A 15,833-nucleotide genomic window follows, 5' to 3' on the forward strand; every position below is an offset into this window, starting at 1 on the left:
CGTCATCAAGCGCTTTGTTTTTATTCTGCTGGCAATTTCTCAGCTTGGTTCCAATTTACCAGGCCATCGTCTTCATCGAATTCGATCATGACATCAACAACGCCCTTTTCCGCTAAGATTTGCTTTTTAAGACGATCTTTAATATCGTCCATATCGGCAACCGTTAAAGACAGATCAATTTCGACACAGACTTCTACATGAAAATCCTCGCCCTCTTTAATTACGACTACCTTCTGAACATCCTTGATATCTTTATCAAGAAGAACCAGATCGCCAATATATTGCTCCATCAGTTCATCAGCTTCACCAAGGGCACCTGCTGCATTGTCGAAGAATACTTTACCAACTACAAATAACATCATCATGCCGATAAGAATGGAGGCAATTCCTTCAGCTGCGTGTAGGTTTGTTAAATGTGATATGACAATCGCGATGATCGCTAAAACCCCACCTGAAGTAGCAACTAGGTCTTCCAAAAACACTAGCCTAGTTGCAGGCTTCGCTTTACCAAAATAGGTGAAGCTTTTATATAAGAAAGACAAGCCTTTCGCTTCCACTCCGACTTCATGCATAATTTCCTTCATTGCTTTAACTAAAACAAAAACTTCGAGAATTACACTGATGGCTAAAACACCGATACTCACCCAAAAATAACTAGATTCACTAGGGTGTAAAATATGCATATATCCTTCTTTTATCGTTTCATAAGACATGATTCCTACTATTAATACCGCTCCCAAAAGAACCAAATTTACCAAGCGGCCAAATCCATTGGGAAAACGTTCGGTCGGTGCTTTTTTACTTAACGCTGACCCAATAAACACAAAGAATTGGTTAGCTGAATCTCCCAAACTATGAAGTGTCTCCGCGAATAATGCCACATTACCAGTAAACATATAAGCTGCACCTTTAATAATAGATATCACTAAGTTGACGATTGCTGCTGTAATTGCACTTGTATTTCCTTTTTTTAGTAACTGAAATAATTCACCCATAGACCCTACTCCTTCAATTCAAAATAGATACATGCAGATAGAAAAACTAGATATGTAAAGATTAGGCTAGCCTCTGTAATGAAAACTAGTAAGCTATTCCATTAAGACGAGGATTTTAAAAAAATATAAAACATTTTGGATCACACTTCATTTAATTCCTATGTTTGAATTTTCTTCTTCACCTCCTAATCCCTTATCTGTTAATCTCAATTATCTCATCATTTTATTCCCCATCTCTAGTGTATTTACACTAATTTTGAAGAAACAATAATCCAAATGAATTTATTGGTGCTTTTTACTGGATTTATGATCAACACCGGCGTATAGTTACCTAGGTAACTATATTCGAGGTGGTGGTACAATTGTCTATTTCCGGGCACCAGTATTTTTTTCATCAATATTTGCAGACAGCTCGATTATTTACAAAACGATTGAATGATCAATTAGCCAAGCATGATTTATTCCACTCACAATGGGCTATTATTTATTATTTAAAGCACTATGGACCTTCCACCCTCGTGGATATTAGTAATTATTTGAATGTGGAAAAACCCACTATTACAAGAACCGTTACCAGACTGCAAGAGCGGGATATTATCGAGCAGATTCCAAGCGATAATAAACGGGAAAAAAGAATTCAATTAACAGAGGCAGGAAGAGAAATTTATATCACCTGCATACACCATGTCAGTGAATTTGAAGAAAAAGTAATGTCAAGTGTATCAGAGGATGAAATAAAAATTATGATGAAGATATTTGGCAAAATGCAGCATCAATTACAGCATGAATAAGGACGTGACTACAAATGGAGAAACCAAGACTTTGGACAAAAAACTTCCTATTAATCTCTTCAGCTAATTTATTTATCTTTTTAACATTTTACAGCTTAATGGTTACTTTAACACTTTATACAATTACTACTTTTCATACGAGCCAAAGTATAGCCGGACTCGCTTCAAGTATATTTGTTATCGGAGCTGTGCTAGTTAGGCCTATTGCTGGCAAAAGAATTGCCCTGGTCGGTGCAAAAATAATGCTTACGATCAGTCTAGCCTTATTTTTAGCAGCAACTATTCTCTATTTTATGGCGTCGAGCCTTGCACTCTTACTAATCGTTCGATTAATCCACGGTATTTCATTTGGTTTCGCATCAACCGCTACAGGAACACTTGTGGCTGAAATATTACCTTTATCCAGAAGAGGGGAAGGTATGGGATATTTCGCGATGAGTACAAACCTGGCAATGGCTATTGGACCATTTCTAGGCTTAATGATCAGCAATTCCTTTTCTTATACAATTGTCTTTTCGGTTGCCGTTGTCTTTGCTTCGTTAAGTTTCATCTTCACGCTCTTCTTGAATGTTCCAAAGATGCAATTTACAGCTGAGCAAGTCAAGTCGATGAAAGGTCATAAAATAAGTGACTACTTTGAGCTGGCCGCACTGCCTATTGCTATTACAGCTGGGGTCATTGGATTTACATATTCCAGTATATTATCTTATTTAACTTCCTATTCTCAGGAGCTTAATTTAGTATCGACAGCAGGCTTCTTCTTTGTCATGTATTCTATTTGTCTAATACTGACGCGTCCATTTACGGGAAAATGGTTTGATATATACGGTGAAAATACAGTAATCTACCCCTCTCTAATTTTATACACAATCGGGTTGATCGTTTTAAGTCAGACAAGCCACAGTATTACATTGCTTTTAGCAGGCGCTATAATCGGTGTAGGGCTTGGCACTTTTCAATCCAGTGCACAAACTGTAGCAATCAAAATGACGTCTCCCCACCGGATTGGGCTCGCCACCTCCACATTCTTTGTCATGTATGACATTGGGATCGGGATCGGACCATTTGTTCAAGGATTTTATATTCCGGTTTCCGGTTATAGTGGGCTTTATTTAACAATGGCTGTTATCTCGTTTATAGCTATAGGCCTTTATTATGTAGCTCATGGTAAAAAAGCTACTCAAGCTTCAAGAGTTACTCAATATTAATTGAAAAAGTATCGATTCAGCTTATTCATAGCTTGCTTGAATCGATTTTTTCTATAAATGATGTTATTAACCATTCATCTGTATTCAATCAAGTCTTTTACATGCTTATTTCAATAAAAAAAGCTCAAAACAGCCATTTATTAGCCAAACAGATAAGAAATAATCTTATTCTATAGCTTTCCTTGAATATAATTGAGCGATTTTCCATAATAATTGAGCGAAAACAGCACTTAATTGAGGCGATTTCTCCTTTCCATATTTTTTAGTTATATAGCATACATCTCCCTAACTATTAAAATAGGATAAGCGCCTAAACGTATTGTATTTCTTTATCTCCATAACAAAAGCTGTCCAATCAGTTACTCGGTTGAATGATTGGACAGCTTTAAAATTCACTTTATGTTTCTGCAAGATTCCCGTTCAATAAATTGTGTTGGAACCGTCACTCTCTTTGGAAATGTGTTTGGATCCTTTATCTTTTCAATTAAACTTTTTGTTGCTTCAATACCAAGGCGAGATATATGTATTTCTATTGATGTCAGTGGCGGTCTCGAATGCTGAGAAAGAATTTGGTTATTAAAGCCGATAATGGAAAGGTCTCTTGGTACATGGATATTGAGTTTTTCCAAATAACTTAATATTTCATATCCGGTCAAATCATCTTGGGCAATGATAGCTGTTGGCATGGGATTGTAGTTAATTAGATTCTTTAGTGATTCAAAACCTTTATCATTAAATTGATGTTCGTCAATCAGATAATCCCTGCAAAATGGTAGTCCACTCTCTTCCAGCGCCTCCCTGTATCCTTTTAAACGATCAATCGTAACAGCAAAGTTTTCATTTCCTCCAATAAATGCAATATTCTTGTGTCCCATCTCTATCAAATACTTTGTAACATCTTTAGCAACTGTCACATTATCATTATCCACATAGGTAATACTTTTTTCATGCATCAAGGGTCTTCCAATTACGATGAATGGGAAATTAACTTGCTTTAAAAACTCAATCACTTCATCATTTTTACGTGAATACAAGAGTATTAACCCGTCGACCCTTTTTCCTTGAACCATGGAAACAACTTCTTCATAGATACCTTCTTGAGTAAAACTGGTTGATAAATACAAACCATATTTTTGTTCATTCGCACTTCGGCTAATGCCACGTAGAACGACTGAGAAGAAAGGATTTTTAAATGCTTGATAGGCAGTGTCAGGCATAATTACTCCTATAGCCTGTGTACTTTTCCCAGCTAAGCTTTGAGCCTGAAAATTAGGGGTATACCCCATCAGATTCATGATTTCCCGGACTCTCCGTTTTGTTTGAAGACTGATATGCGGGCTATCTTTCAGGACTCTTGACACAGTTGACGGTGCTACATTCGCTTCTCGAGCAACATCTTTAATTGTTACATCCATCAGAGCCACCCCTCAATTCGTAAATCCTATTTCACTGCACCTTCAGCTACCCCTTTAATAATTTGTTTTTGTGCAAAGAAATATCCAATGATGACAGGAATAATGGCTAAAGTTAACCCGGCTAGAGCAAGATGCCATTGTTTTGTATATTCCCCAAAGAAGAAGAACATTTTCAATGGAAGAGTCTGCATTCCTTCCTGGTTGATGACAAGGGACGGCAATAGATAGTCATTCCAAATCCAGATCGTATTTAAAATACCGACTGTAATAGAAATTGGTTTTAGCATTGGGAAGATAATATGCCAGAAGATTTGCCATTTGTTAGCTCCATCTATAGTAGCCGCTTCATCAAGCGATTGGGATATACTTTTTAATGTTCCATGATACAAGAAAATCGACAAGCTGCAACCAAAGCCAATATACATAAAGATTAAGCCAGCACGATTCAGCATTTCAAATTTCCCAAATACCGTAATTAATGGAATCATGACGGATTGGAAAGGAATCAGCATAGCTGCCACGAAAATAAAGAATAAAAACGTACTCATCTTACTTTTATTCCGTGAGAGAGCATATGCAGCCATTGAAGAAAAGATAATAATCAGACCTACACTTACAACTGTAATTAACACGGAATTAAATAGTGTTTTCAAGAAATCCAGTTGTTCGTACGCCTCCACATAGTTGTCAAAATTAAATGCTTCCGGAAGGCTTAAGACATTCGTAAACATTTCTTTTTTTGTTTTAAGCGAATTAACAATCATGATATAGAAAGGGGAGAGCCAAATTAAGGCTAATACAATCCCAGTTATTTCTAAGGGCCAGTTATGCTTTCTGCGCATTACAATTCAACCTCCCTTTTCTTGTTGATATATACTTGTGTCAAGCTGATAGATGCGACAATCAAGAAAAAGATAACTGCTTTTGCAGAGGCATAAGCCATATCGCTTTCCTTAAATGCAGTCTGGAATATTTCCATGGCGACCATTTGTGTGGAGTTATAAGGTCCCCCAGCTGTTAAGCTTAAGTTTTGATCATATAATTTAAACGTATTGGACAGCGTCAAGAACATACTAACGGTAAATGCCGGTGCTACGAGCGGGAATATGATTGCGCGTAGTTTTTGGAAATAGCTCGCCCCGTCAATCTCGGCAGCTTCAGTTAATTCTTCTGGAACACCCTCAAGATACGAAATATAGATAATCATGATATAACCGGCCATTTGCCAGCTCATCAGGATGACTAATCCCCAGAATCCAGTATTTGTAGTCGACAACCAGCCTTGTAAACCTTCATAGCCAAGGGCCACACCAACTGCGTCAAATGCTTTCGTGAAAATAAACTGCCAAATGAACCCTAAAATCAGTCCACCAATCAAGTTTGGCATAAAGAAGATTGTACGTAAGATATTATTTGATTTAATTTTTGAGGTTACAATTAAGGCTAAAACTAAACCGATCACATTGATTAAAATAATCGATACGATAGAAAACTTAACTGTGAACCACAAAGCGTCCATGAATTCTTTTTCTTGGAATATACCAATATAGTTTTGAAAACCAACAAAAGCGGTTGTTTGAATTCCATTCCAGTCCGTAAATGAGTAAAATACACCAAGTGCCAGTGGCACGAGTACGACAAGAAATAGCGATACTAGAACCGGTGTAAGGAATAACCAGTAGGAAAAACTGCGAGTACGCATTATTACCCCTCCAAAATTGTGACAAAATTTATGACCTCATCCATTATCTATGTAGCAAAACAAAGTAGCCCAACACTACTTTGTTTTGCAGTTCTATCACATATACGTAAATGATATTAGCGTGATTCAGACCAAGATTTTTGAGATTCTTTGACTAGCTCATCCCAAGACATTTCATCACTTAAATATTTTTGTATGTTTACACCCAATTTATCTTCGCCCCAACCAGTTGGATAGCCCATAAATACCCATCCAATTGTTTTTCCTTCAGTCGCATAATCATATACTTCTCTAGATATTGGGTCTGCGATTTTACTAGAATCATATCCTTTGTAAGCAGGAATGAAGCTGAAATCTTCAAGAACTGTCTTTTTACCTTCTTCAGATGTATATAACCAATCCAAGAAGTCTTTAGATGCTTCAATAACTTTCTCATCATTGTTGCTGTTTACTCCCCAGTACATTGGAATACCAACTGGTAGAGAATCTTCTTTATAACTTTCTACAGGAATTGGTAGAATACCAACTTTTTCTTGAGCAAATTCTTCATCAATTCCGGCGATGGAACCATATACCCAGTTACCTTGTTGAATCATAGCTACCTTTCCAAGTGAGAAGTTTTCTTCTACTTGCTGTGAGTAATCAAGGCTAACAGTTGGCTGAATAGAATATTTATTGGATAAATCAATGTATGTTTTATATTGATCTCCATATTTAAAATCAACCTTGTCAGATTTGTAAGCATTCATAATATTTTCTTCAAATTCTGGAGAGATAAAGACGTTGGAAGCATGCAACCCGGTAATCCATTTTTCTTTTCCTGGTAAAGCAAATACTGCTTTAATACCAAGATCGTCTTTTTTGGTATCGATTGTTTTAACCGCCTCTTCAAGCGCTTTCATTGTTCTGATTTCTTCTGCTTTAATACCAGCTTTTTCAAAGACTTCTTTGTTATAAAGCAAGCCGTATCCTTCCTGGTTATATGGAAGACCAAGGATTTTATCATCTGTAGTTACACCATCTAGAGTTCCATCTAGTGCTTCTTTGGATGCTTTTGTATCGGATAAATCAGCTAGTTTATCTTTCCAATCTGCAACATCCTGCGGTCCGCCAACATTATAGATAGCAGGTTCCTTGCCTGAAGCAAATTTAGATTTTAAAGAAGCACCATAATCTTCCCCGCCACCAACTGTAGTAATATTAATTTCTACACCTGGATTTTCTTTTTCATATTGTTCGGCTACATCTTCAAATTGATCCTTGAATTCCACTTTAAACTGAAATACATCAATTGTTACCTTATCTTTGCTATCGGAGGAAGAGCTCTCAGATGAGCATCCCGTTAAGACAGCTGCTGCCAATAGTGAAGCTGATAAAGCACCCGCATACCATTTTTTTTGTTTCATTCTTTTACCTCGCTTCTCTCTTTATGTTTGGTTCAAGTAAACGTTTTCTATAAATATGTAAAAGACCAGTGACCTTATTCTTAAAAACTATTAATTTTCCACTTTACGAAAACGTTTGCACAAACCTTTCTTTTCCAATTTAACATATGAATGTAATATCTCAAACCTTTTTTTACTCATTTACCTATTTAATCATATAAATTATCCTGAAAAGTCAAATAATATTCACTTTTTGCGCAAACGATTTCATCTATGACTTGTCAATATTGTGAGACCAAAAAATGATTAAACTCTTTGCAACCAAAGAACGAGTGAATCAAATGGTTTTAAGTACATTTTAGATTAACGGTTAAATATATGTGTAAAAAAAGCCACCTCCATAAGGAAGTGGCCGACGCATTATTCCACTGAAGTACCAGACTCAGGTATAAAATCTTTATTAACTAAAGGTTTTCCATCTTTATCAACCATAACAGTTAATCCAGAAATAAGGCCGTTATAATGAAACATATATAGGACTCCTGTCTCATTATCACGAATTATTTTAGTAACCTCCATTTTCCTTGAGTATAAACATCCTCAAAACGTTTATTTATCACTATAACGCACTCCTTTTTTCGGTTTGTTGAAGCAGCTATCTCTATCTATAACTACTACAAAATGGTAATTGAGTCTTTTGTATTGAGCAACATACGAAAACAGCCATTGAAAAAGAACATCTTTGAAAAGCACGTTCTTTTATTACTATTTATACTAATCTTACAATCGATATGTTAGCCCCTGTCCCCTGTTTCCACAGAGACCGTACCTACTAATTGGAGAGAAATAGTCGAACCTTTCAGTTAAAGGGAGGCTTACCTCATTGGCACGTTGAAAAGATACTACTACTGACAAGGTAGATGGAACCTAGCCCAAAATGATATCTTCCAATTTCAGTTGCAGCATAATTTATGATATTACAGTTGTCCTAAGTATTTGATTAACGCTATCATCCATCATAATAGAGTCTTCTGAATGTTATGGACAGCTTTTACTACAGTTTCTCTCCCCTTGCATTCAATATATGTGATAAACCCATAACTTCCATCGCTATGGAAGGCAGTAACATTTTAATGGCATCTTCCCGGTCAATTATTATACAAGGGTAATGTTTGGGTTGTTAGGTAAGGACATACTAGTCCCCTCTCTGTTTATAAATAAATTTCCCTTACGTTACTCTCTTTGGGATAAATGTGCAGGTATACGTTAGCCTCTTTTTGGCAAATAAAAAAATAGACCATCCAGTCAATAATAAAGATTGAGCGGAATGGACTACTTTTTAAACACCTTTTTCTCAATTGCATAACCATATTCGGCTCTCGGCTTTATTTCAATAACTTTACACTCTTTAGTGATACTCAACATTTTTGGCGATTGTCTATATTTTTCAGCACGATATTTGGCTTTGTCCATAATATAATCAGCCAATCCAATACTCACCTCTCCATAATTTCACAATCAGTTTCATAAAAATGACCACAGGCTGCTTTTTTTTCAATCCAGATGGCATATTCTATGTTTTCCAGACGATCAGATAAGGCATGATGAAGTATATACATGCATTGCTGGTCAATAGCATCAAACTCATGAGTATAACTCCAAAGAACCGTTACAAGGACGGTGTCAAAATGCTGATACGTATAAATCATGGAGTTTTTTGATGGTCCATATACAGTCGTTTGTTTATTCTTTATACAAGGCTTATCTTTATCTGCTGATATATAAGCCTGGTGTTTCCATTCTTCCGGTAAAGCCTGCCACTCATATACCCCCCAATTGATTCCTATCCTAACCTGCTCCCAGTATTCCTCCGCCATTATTTCCAGATAGAAAGCCAGTGCCTCTTTATAATCTGCCCAACCGGCTTGTTCATTATAGAAACGGTAGAGACTCATTTTATTGTTTTCGGCATAGATATTAGAAATGATTTTTAACCGTGCATATTGAAAAATTTCGACAGGGACTTGTTCCTCCAAAGGATCTTCATCCTCCAGCTCTATCTCAAACTGAAATAATCTGAAGCTCTTTAAACTCCTCGTTGCTAAAGGCACAAATAGAAATAGTAGTATCCAAATAATCAGCAACAACAGCCCTCTTCCAATAATCCGATTTGCATCTGATGTTACTATATTGGTCATCAATGCTACGAACCAACCTTTATCAAGGTTAGACAATTCTGTTACCATGAGCAGTTGTATCGGATTCATCAAGACTTCCTGATATGCCATCACTAAACTTGCCAATGTCCAGCCGGCAATACTAACTAACCCCAATTGATAAAAATAAAGCATTCCTTTCTTGGCTATCGAGCGAAATAACTCTACGCATCCTTTCATTCGAAACCATTTTTTCATTATCATCAATTCCTTTATAAGGATTTTGCTAATGGCAACTACCTAAAGGGGGATAGTAATGAATAATTAAATAGTGTAATTGTTTCGTTGTATCTGATATATCAGTCGGCTTTCAGACTCAGTTGGCTGGATTTCCGTCCAGTTCGGCTGGATTCTGTTCCATTTTGGCTGGATTCTGCTATTTATATACTCGCTTTGGCTAATTTCAGCTCCACGTCAGCAGATTTTCCTCTGCTTAAGATGAATTCCCCACAAGTTTTGTTGTTTTACATCATTTTTTTATACTTTCATCTGGAAACACCTCCTAGTTTTGCAGATTCCATTGAATTCCAGATCAGATTAATCCACTCTCTCAATTAATCCTATTATCAATCAGCCTCCCAAAAATCGGGAGGCTGATTCGTAAGTTTCAATTATTATTGTACTCTTGCAAAACCGAAACCGGATGCGTAATCATCACCTGTAGCGGCTCCATATCCACCTTTAATATCAACTAACTTCGCACGTCTTTGTAATTCCGCGCGTAGCTGTGTATGAGAGTATCCTGTATTGGAAGCCCATATTTTTGCTGCCAATCCGGATACATGCGGTGTTGCCATTGAGGTTCCACTGATTGTATTATATCCACCCGTATGCCAGGTTGATTCAACTGCAGAACCTGGAGCAGAGATTTCAACATCCTTTAAGCCAATTACATAATCACCATCTGTGGATGGGTTACCTCTGGAAGAATAGTTAGCCACACGGTATGTTCCATTTTGCTGAACATTCTCAAGAGCTGCCACAGCCACTACATTCGCCAAAGCACCCGGATATCCGATTGTATTGGCAGAATAGCCGCTATTACCAGCTGCCGCAATAATTAGAACACCTTTTCCATAAGCATATGTTACAGCACTGCTAATGAGAGAATTATTAGAGCTGGAACCAAGTGACATTGAAATAATTACTTTTGAACCTGTAGAGGATGCTTGGTCTGCCGCATGTCTAATTGCTGCTGCTATATCATCTGAATAACCAGATCCATCGTCACCCAAAACTTTATAGGCCCATACTTTGGATTGAGGGGCAACCCCATATACGCCAGTACCATTGCCAGCCACTGTTCCGGCTACATGGGTACCATGACCATTCCCATCAGCACAGGAGCCATTCACAACCGTGCTGCTTGTTTGAGTGAAATCCTTACATTGTTCAATATTGGATGAAAGACTCGCATGCGTTTTTAACACGCCTGTGTCTAAAACTGCTACTTTAATTCCACTGCCGCCTGATGTAGAAGTAAGAGAGCTATTATTATAGATTGCTTTAATTCCCCATGGCACTCGGGTTGTAGGTGCAGAAGTAGCTTTTTCTATAGCAGTTGCAGCAATTTTAAATTCAGGTACTTTTTCTACTTCGATATTTTTATTTTCCAATAGTTTCTGATATTCTTTTTCAGAAACATCTGTCGTAAATCCTTGGTTGCTGAAGTCTCGGTGTGTCCCCATATTTTTCTTTACTTTTGTTTTTTCTGACTGAGATCCCTGAATCAGAACACGATAGGTTTTCTCTGAGCTGACATCCTTTGCCTTTGCAGTCGACCTATCCTCAGCATTTGTTCCTGAGCCAAAAGATAAAGCCATTGATACACTTAGGACAACTCCAGCAAATATCTTCCTTTTTTTCATCTTTCAGTCTCCTCTCGTTTTTTGAATTTTCTGTGAACTTTTCTTGTTGTATCGTTATTATAGTGGCTATTTTTTTCTTTGAACACGGAACAAATTAACTATTAATTCAGAATTATTATTTTCTATTTTGTCAAATAAAAAAACTTTCCCAAGTTATCAGATTAGTTTTTGTGACAAATTACTATATTTTTTGCGCTTTTTCTTACCTATCGACATTTTTCTATCCTATTTGCGACCTATTTGGCGATTAATACAAACGGGTGTTTGTACCTAGTAGAATTATATTTTCCCAATAAAATTTATGTAAATTTTCAGATAATTTAATAATCCACTAAATTAATTATGCAAAAATGAAAACAAAAAAGAACTGATTGATTGGACAATCAGTCCTTTTGACCCTCTCTAAAATGACACCATTTATACGATTGGCGGCAAAATGGGAGCTTTTCTTTTCATCTATTCTCCTCCTTAACTAGTAGTCTGTATAAATATATTGCAAGGCTTTCTGAAACTTTCCTGATTTCTTATAATAATCTGCCAAAATTTTACTAACACTGCGAATATCATTATAATGAGATTCCCCATTATATAGATAAGGAAGGGTATACTCTTCTAAATAGCTAATCGCTCTTTCTTCTTCCCCCTGAATCATATATAAATAATAATTGGGCAGCATTTGATATATTTTAGACCCGGTTTCTTGAGCTTTCTTCTTTAAGTGATGTAAATACTCTTTCGCCTGTTCCCATTCTCCCAAATAATAAGAGGTTTCTGCCAAAGCATAAAGGCTCACCATAGAAGATTGGGCATTCTCCGCTTCACAATTTACAGCTTTATAATAATAGTCTCTTGCTTCACTCAGCTCTCCTTTTTTCTGCTTTAAATAGCCAATATTATGATAGGCAATCGATAAAGTTGCCGATTCATTTAGGATCTCAGCATTTCTTTTCAAATGTTTATAGCACTCTGCTGCCACCTCATAAATGCCTGTATCGGTATAACTAATGCCGAGAATCACAAGCGTGTGCATAATTCGCTTTATATTATATTGGGCAGTAAAGGCATTTAGTGCCTCGTTAGCATAGAAGATAGCATGCCCATGCTGTTCCATATGACATTTAGCAAGTGCCAAATGATAATAAACATCCGCAGAAACACTCATCCCATCCCTGCTTGCAGAAACTAATTCCTCTAAAACTTCATTGGCCTGTCTGTACTTATTTTGGATGAGCAGACAAATAGCATGATAATAATGAAGCAAATATAGCTCCTGATAATTTAAATTCTTCTTATGTTTATCAAGCCATTTATAGTGTTGAATGGCTTTTTTAGTATCCTTAATAAATAATAAATATCTCATTTTATACAATTCATATAAAAATAAATGTGGTGTATAGGCAATGAAATCTACCAAACTATCTAACTTCCGATCAATCTCTTTTGCCTCTTCAATCTGAAAATAATTGATGCATTCAATCCATTCATCCAGCAATCTTTTCACCGTATTATTTTGTTCATAAACATTCGTTAAGTCTGCTCCTAAACGTTGTAATAATAAATGGATAGTTTGGTCATTTGCTTCCTTCTCATTATGTTCAATCTTACTTAGATGAGGTACAGAACATATGCCTTCGACCAGCTCACTTTGAGTTAATCCCTGCTTAGTCCGATAATATTTAATCAACGAACCTACTTTCATGCACCCACCCTCTTTTATGCGTTTCCAATATTATACATTTTAAAATCAAGTTCTAACATACATCCTGAAACCTATTTTTATAATTTTCGTTCCCCTCATTTCATCATTTACCGACATTCAGTCTGATATTATAGCGGATTTTAGTCAGTAAAAATAAAAACCTGGCTATATGCCAGGTTCATTAAATATTTCTTAGCCACATTCATTCTTTTTCAGCATGGTTCGCCGTTTGCGTAATCTTATCCCTTTAATTCTAACTTGTTCTAAATCATTCGGAAGGATATTACGATACTCACGAAATAATTGTCTCCATTTCAAGGTATAAGCACTCCCTTCCTAAAATTTATTTTGAAAGCAAAAAATCCACCTTGTCTATTGGCAAGGTGGATTGCTGATTATCTCCAGTTTTTCACTTCAGCTTCTGTTTTTCTCACGTGTTCCATTATTTCCTGAATACGAACCCGTTTATTTTCCCAGCATTTTGGACTTAGATCAACCGGATATTTTTCCGGATTAAGGAACCGTTTATATTCATCCCAAAGCAAGTCCAGGTTATCCTTTGCAAATTGTTGAATAACCGTCAAGTCTGGTGTTTTATACACTAATTGCCCATCCACAAAGATGTTTTCATGCAGTGGTACTGCATCAAAATTTGTTACTTCCTTGCTAATGAAGGTATGTACAGGATGGAACATAGTCAATATTTTCTCAGAAGCAGGATTTTCATATTCGAGTGTAATATAATCCCCTTCCGATTTATTTGTTTCCTTATTAATAATCCGATACACATTCTTCATGCCAGGAGTAGTCACTTTTTCAGGATTTGCACTGATTTTGATTGTATCAACCATATCGCCGTTTTCATCTTCAATGCTGACCATTTTATATACAGCTCCTAAAGCTGGCTGGTCATAGGCCGTGATCAGTTTGGTTCCGACACCCCACATATCAATTTTGGCGCCCTGTGCTTTCAGGTTCAGGATTGTTGCTTCATCTAAATCATTGGAAGCCGTAATTAATGTATCTGTGAAGCCTGCTTCATCAAGCATTTTGCGTGCTTTCTTAGACAAGTAAGCTAAATCCCCACTATCCAAACGAATGGCTTTAAAATTAATTTTATCGCCCATTTCCTTCGCTACTCGTATGGCAGTTGGCACACCTGATTTTAATGTATCAAAGGTGTCAACAAGGAAGGTGCAATCATAATGTGATTCTGCATATTTTCGGAAGGCTGTATATTCATCCCGATAAGCCTGAACAAGCGCGTGCGCATGAGTTCCTACTACCGGAATGCCGAATTTCTTGCCAGCTCTGACATTACTGCTTGCCTGAAAACCGCCGATATAAGCGGCTCTTGTTCCCCAAATTGCCGCTTCCGTTTCCTGTGCTCTCCTTGTACCGAATTCAAACAGGGATTCACCACCAGTTACTACACTCAGACGTGATGCTTTTGTTGCAATAAGAGTTTGGTAATTAATAATATTCAATATTGCTGTTTCAACCAGCTGAGCTTCTGCAAGCGGAGCCTCAATTCGCATTAAAGGCTCATTTTCGAAAACGAGCTCGCCTTCTTTCATGCTTCTGATGGTGCCTGTAAAACGCAGTTCTTTTAAATATTCAAGGAATACTTCGTCATACTTAAGCTCTTCCCTTAAATATTGAATATCACTCTCTGTAAATTTTAAGTCTTTAATATATGTAATCACCCGTTCAAGTCCGGCAAATATGGCATAACCGTTCTTAAATGGGTTGCGCCTGAAATACACATCAAATACCGCTTTTTTATTATGAATCCCATCTTTAAAATAGGTTTCCATCATATTAATTTGGTATAGGTCTGTATGCAAAGCAAAGCTGTCGTCCGGATAATGTGTCATCAAACTTCCTCCTTCAATTACAAAACACTGGCTCCCAGCGTATTTTCAAAATGGGATAAGGCCCACTCATGACCTGCTTCATTAAAGCTCGCCACTCCATTTTTATGTATTACTATTTTAAACCCTTTATTATAGGCATCCACTGCTGTATGCAAAATACAGATATCTGTACAAACTCCTACTAAATGTAATTCCGTGATTCCGCGTTCACGCAATTTAATTTCCAAATCAGTACCAGCAAAGGCAGAGTATCGTGTTTTATCAATCCATAGCAGGTTCTCTTGTCCAATATTAGTATTATACACATTTTGAAGATTTCCAAATAATAAACGACCTTCGGTACCACGTATATTATGCGGTGGGAATAATTTACTTTCAGGGTGAAATGGATCATTCTCATCGTGTACATCAATAGCAAATACAACAAAATCTTTGTCCTCAATGAATCTTTTTGTTAAAGAAACAATGTACTCTTCAATTTCCTTTCCAGGTTTACCGCATGTTAATTTGCCAGCATCTGCTATAAAGTCATTTGTATAATCTATATTGATTAAAGCTTTCATCTCTCCACTCCCCTATCCATTTTCCATCAAATCCGCTTATCGTACGTATAGAATATCAAATTGTATTACAAAATGCCTACTTTGATTTTAAAGAAAGTCAACCACCAATAAAAT

Annotated in this window: 16 protein-coding genes; 2 read left to right on the forward strand and 14 right to left on the reverse strand. The window is 36.6% G+C overall.

All coding sequences use genetic code 11. The features are described 5' to 3' along the window. Window positions 1–20 precede the first annotated feature (20 nt). Window positions 21–995, reverse strand: coding sequence for a cation diffusion facilitator family transporter (locus FHY45_RS15665; RefSeq protein ID WP_066104742.1), 975 nt, complete (start codon window positions 993–995; stop codon window positions 21–23). 362 nt (window positions 996–1,357) lie between these two features. On the opposite strand from FHY45_RS15665, the gene FHY45_RS15670 reads away from it, so the two are divergent. Together FHY45_RS15670 and FHY45_RS15675 are read left to right on the forward strand one after the other, a co-directional pair. Continuing rightward, window positions 1,358–1,786 (forward strand): MarR family winged helix-turn-helix transcriptional regulator, encoded by a 429-nt coding sequence (locus FHY45_RS15670; protein WP_175354269.1) that lies wholly within the window; start codon window positions 1,358–1,360, stop codon window positions 1,784–1,786. Between the two features lie 14 nt (window positions 1,787–1,800). Then, complete coding sequence (locus tag FHY45_RS15675; protein WP_139892439.1) at window positions 1,801–2,994, forward strand: MFS transporter; 1,194 nt, start codon at window positions 1,801–1,803, stop codon at window positions 2,992–2,994. Between the two features lie 392 nt (window positions 2,995–3,386). On the opposite strand, the gene FHY45_RS15680 is transcribed toward FHY45_RS15675, so the two are convergent. The 13 genes from FHY45_RS15680 to FHY45_RS15725 form a co-directional block, all read right to left on the reverse strand. Continuing rightward, entirely contained in the window at window positions 3,387–4,409 is a 1,023-nt protein-coding gene (locus FHY45_RS15680; RefSeq protein WP_066104749.1) for a LacI family DNA-binding transcriptional regulator, read from the reverse strand. 26 nt (window positions 4,410–4,435) lie between these two features. Continuing rightward, the gene (locus FHY45_RS15685) at window positions 4,436–5,251 is read right to left on the reverse strand and encodes a carbohydrate ABC transporter permease (RefSeq protein WP_139892441.1); all 816 of its coding nucleotides are present in this window, start codon (window positions 5,249–5,251) and stop codon (window positions 4,436–4,438) included. Further along, window positions 5,251–6,111 carry a carbohydrate ABC transporter permease gene (locus FHY45_RS15690; RefSeq protein WP_139892442.1) on the reverse strand — a complete coding sequence of 287 codons (861 nt, stop codon included), beginning with the start codon at window positions 6,109–6,111 and terminating at the stop codon, window positions 5,251–5,253. Before FHY45_RS15690 ends, FHY45_RS15685 begins: the two co-directional genes overlap by 1 nt. A gap of 116 nt (window positions 6,112–6,227) precedes the next feature. Then, entirely contained in the window at window positions 6,228–7,517 is a 1,290-nt protein-coding gene (locus FHY45_RS15695) for an ABC transporter substrate-binding protein (RefSeq protein WP_066104760.1), read from the reverse strand. Between the two features lie 399 nt (window positions 7,518–7,916). Then, window positions 7,917–8,027 carry a DUF6440 family protein gene (locus FHY45_RS21015; protein WP_257469147.1) on the reverse strand — a complete coding sequence of 37 codons (111 nt, stop codon included), beginning with the start codon at window positions 8,025–8,027 and terminating at the stop codon, window positions 7,917–7,919. A gap of 523 nt (window positions 8,028–8,550) precedes the next feature. Continuing rightward, complete coding sequence (locus FHY45_RS21300; RefSeq protein ID WP_483861449.1) at window positions 8,551–8,625, reverse strand: alpha-helical endospore appendage domain-containing protein; 75 nt, start codon at window positions 8,623–8,625, stop codon at window positions 8,551–8,553. Window positions 8,626–8,828: 203 nt separating this feature from the next. Continuing rightward, window positions 8,829–8,984 (reverse strand): hypothetical protein, encoded by a 156-nt coding sequence (locus FHY45_RS20635; RefSeq protein ID WP_180349999.1) that lies wholly within the window; start codon window positions 8,982–8,984, stop codon window positions 8,829–8,831. A gap of 8 nt (window positions 8,985–8,992) precedes the next feature. Next, window positions 8,993–9,910, reverse strand: coding sequence for a hypothetical protein (locus FHY45_RS15705; RefSeq protein ID WP_066104763.1), 918 nt, complete (start codon window positions 9,908–9,910; stop codon window positions 8,993–8,995). A 416-nt stretch (window positions 9,911–10,326) separates the two neighbouring features. After that, a complete protein-coding gene (locus FHY45_RS15710; protein ID WP_139892445.1) occupies window positions 10,327–11,580 on the reverse strand; it encodes a S8 family peptidase in 1,254 nt (417 codons plus the stop codon). Between the two features lie 472 nt (window positions 11,581–12,052). Further along, window positions 12,053–13,279, reverse strand: coding sequence for a helix-turn-helix domain-containing protein (locus tag FHY45_RS15715; RefSeq protein ID WP_066104769.1), 1,227 nt, complete (start codon window positions 13,277–13,279; stop codon window positions 12,053–12,055). Between the two features lie 192 nt (window positions 13,280–13,471). Next, entirely contained in the window at window positions 13,472–13,597 is a 126-nt protein-coding gene (locus tag FHY45_RS21020; protein WP_257469149.1) for a hypothetical protein, read from the reverse strand. Between the two features lie 77 nt (window positions 13,598–13,674). Then, window positions 13,675–15,156 carry a nicotinate phosphoribosyltransferase gene (locus FHY45_RS15720; RefSeq protein WP_066104773.1) on the reverse strand — a complete coding sequence of 494 codons (1,482 nt, stop codon included), beginning with the start codon at window positions 15,154–15,156 and terminating at the stop codon, window positions 13,675–13,677. A gap of 17 nt (window positions 15,157–15,173) precedes the next feature. Then, the gene (locus tag FHY45_RS15725; RefSeq protein ID WP_139892446.1) at window positions 15,174–15,719 is read right to left on the reverse strand and encodes a cysteine hydrolase family protein; all 546 of its coding nucleotides are present in this window, start codon (window positions 15,717–15,719) and stop codon (window positions 15,174–15,176) included. Between the last annotated feature and the right edge of the window lie 114 nt (window positions 15,720–15,833).

The organism is Bacillus sp. D386, from assembly GCF_006346415.1.

Coding starts and splice junctions, on each gene's coding strand:
- FHY45_RS15705 (WP_066104763.1), bottom strand. CDS start 9,910: ATGAAAAAATGGTTTCGAATGAAAGGATGCGTAGAGTTATTTCGCTCG.
- FHY45_RS15720 (WP_066104773.1), bottom strand. CDS start 15,156: ATGACACATTATCCGGACGACAGCTTTGCTTTGCATACAGACCTATAC.
- FHY45_RS15665 (WP_066104742.1), bottom strand. CDS start 995: ATGGGTGAATTATTTCAGTTACTAAAAAAAGGAAATACAAGTGCAATT.
- FHY45_RS15680 (WP_066104749.1), bottom strand. CDS start 4,409: ATGGATGTAACAATTAAAGATGTTGCTCGAGAAGCGAATGTAGCACCG.
- FHY45_RS15710 (WP_139892445.1), bottom strand. CDS start 11,580: ATGAAAAAAAGGAAGATATTTGCTGGAGTTGTCCTAAGTGTATCAATG.
- FHY45_RS15725 (WP_139892446.1), bottom strand. CDS start 15,719: ATGAAAGCTTTAATCAATATAGATTATACAAATGACTTTATAGCAGAT.
- FHY45_RS15685 (WP_139892441.1), bottom strand. CDS start 5,251: ATGCGCAGAAAGCATAACTGGCCCTTAGAAATAACTGGGATTGTATTA.
- FHY45_RS15690 (WP_139892442.1), bottom strand. CDS start 6,111: ATGCGTACTCGCAGTTTTTCCTACTGGTTATTCCTTACACCGGTTCTA.
- FHY45_RS15675 (WP_139892439.1), top strand. CDS start 1,801: ATGGAGAAACCAAGACTTTGGACAAAAAACTTCCTATTAATCTCTTCA.
- FHY45_RS15695 (WP_066104760.1), bottom strand. CDS start 7,517: ATGAAACAAAAAAAATGGTATGCGGGTGCTTTATCAGCTTCACTATTG.
- FHY45_RS15715 (WP_066104769.1), bottom strand. CDS start 13,279: ATGAAAGTAGGTTCGTTGATTAAATATTATCGGACTAAGCAGGGATTA.
- FHY45_RS21015 (WP_257469147.1), bottom strand. CDS start 8,027: ATGTTTCATTATAACGGCCTTATTTCTGGATTAACTGTTATGGTTGAT.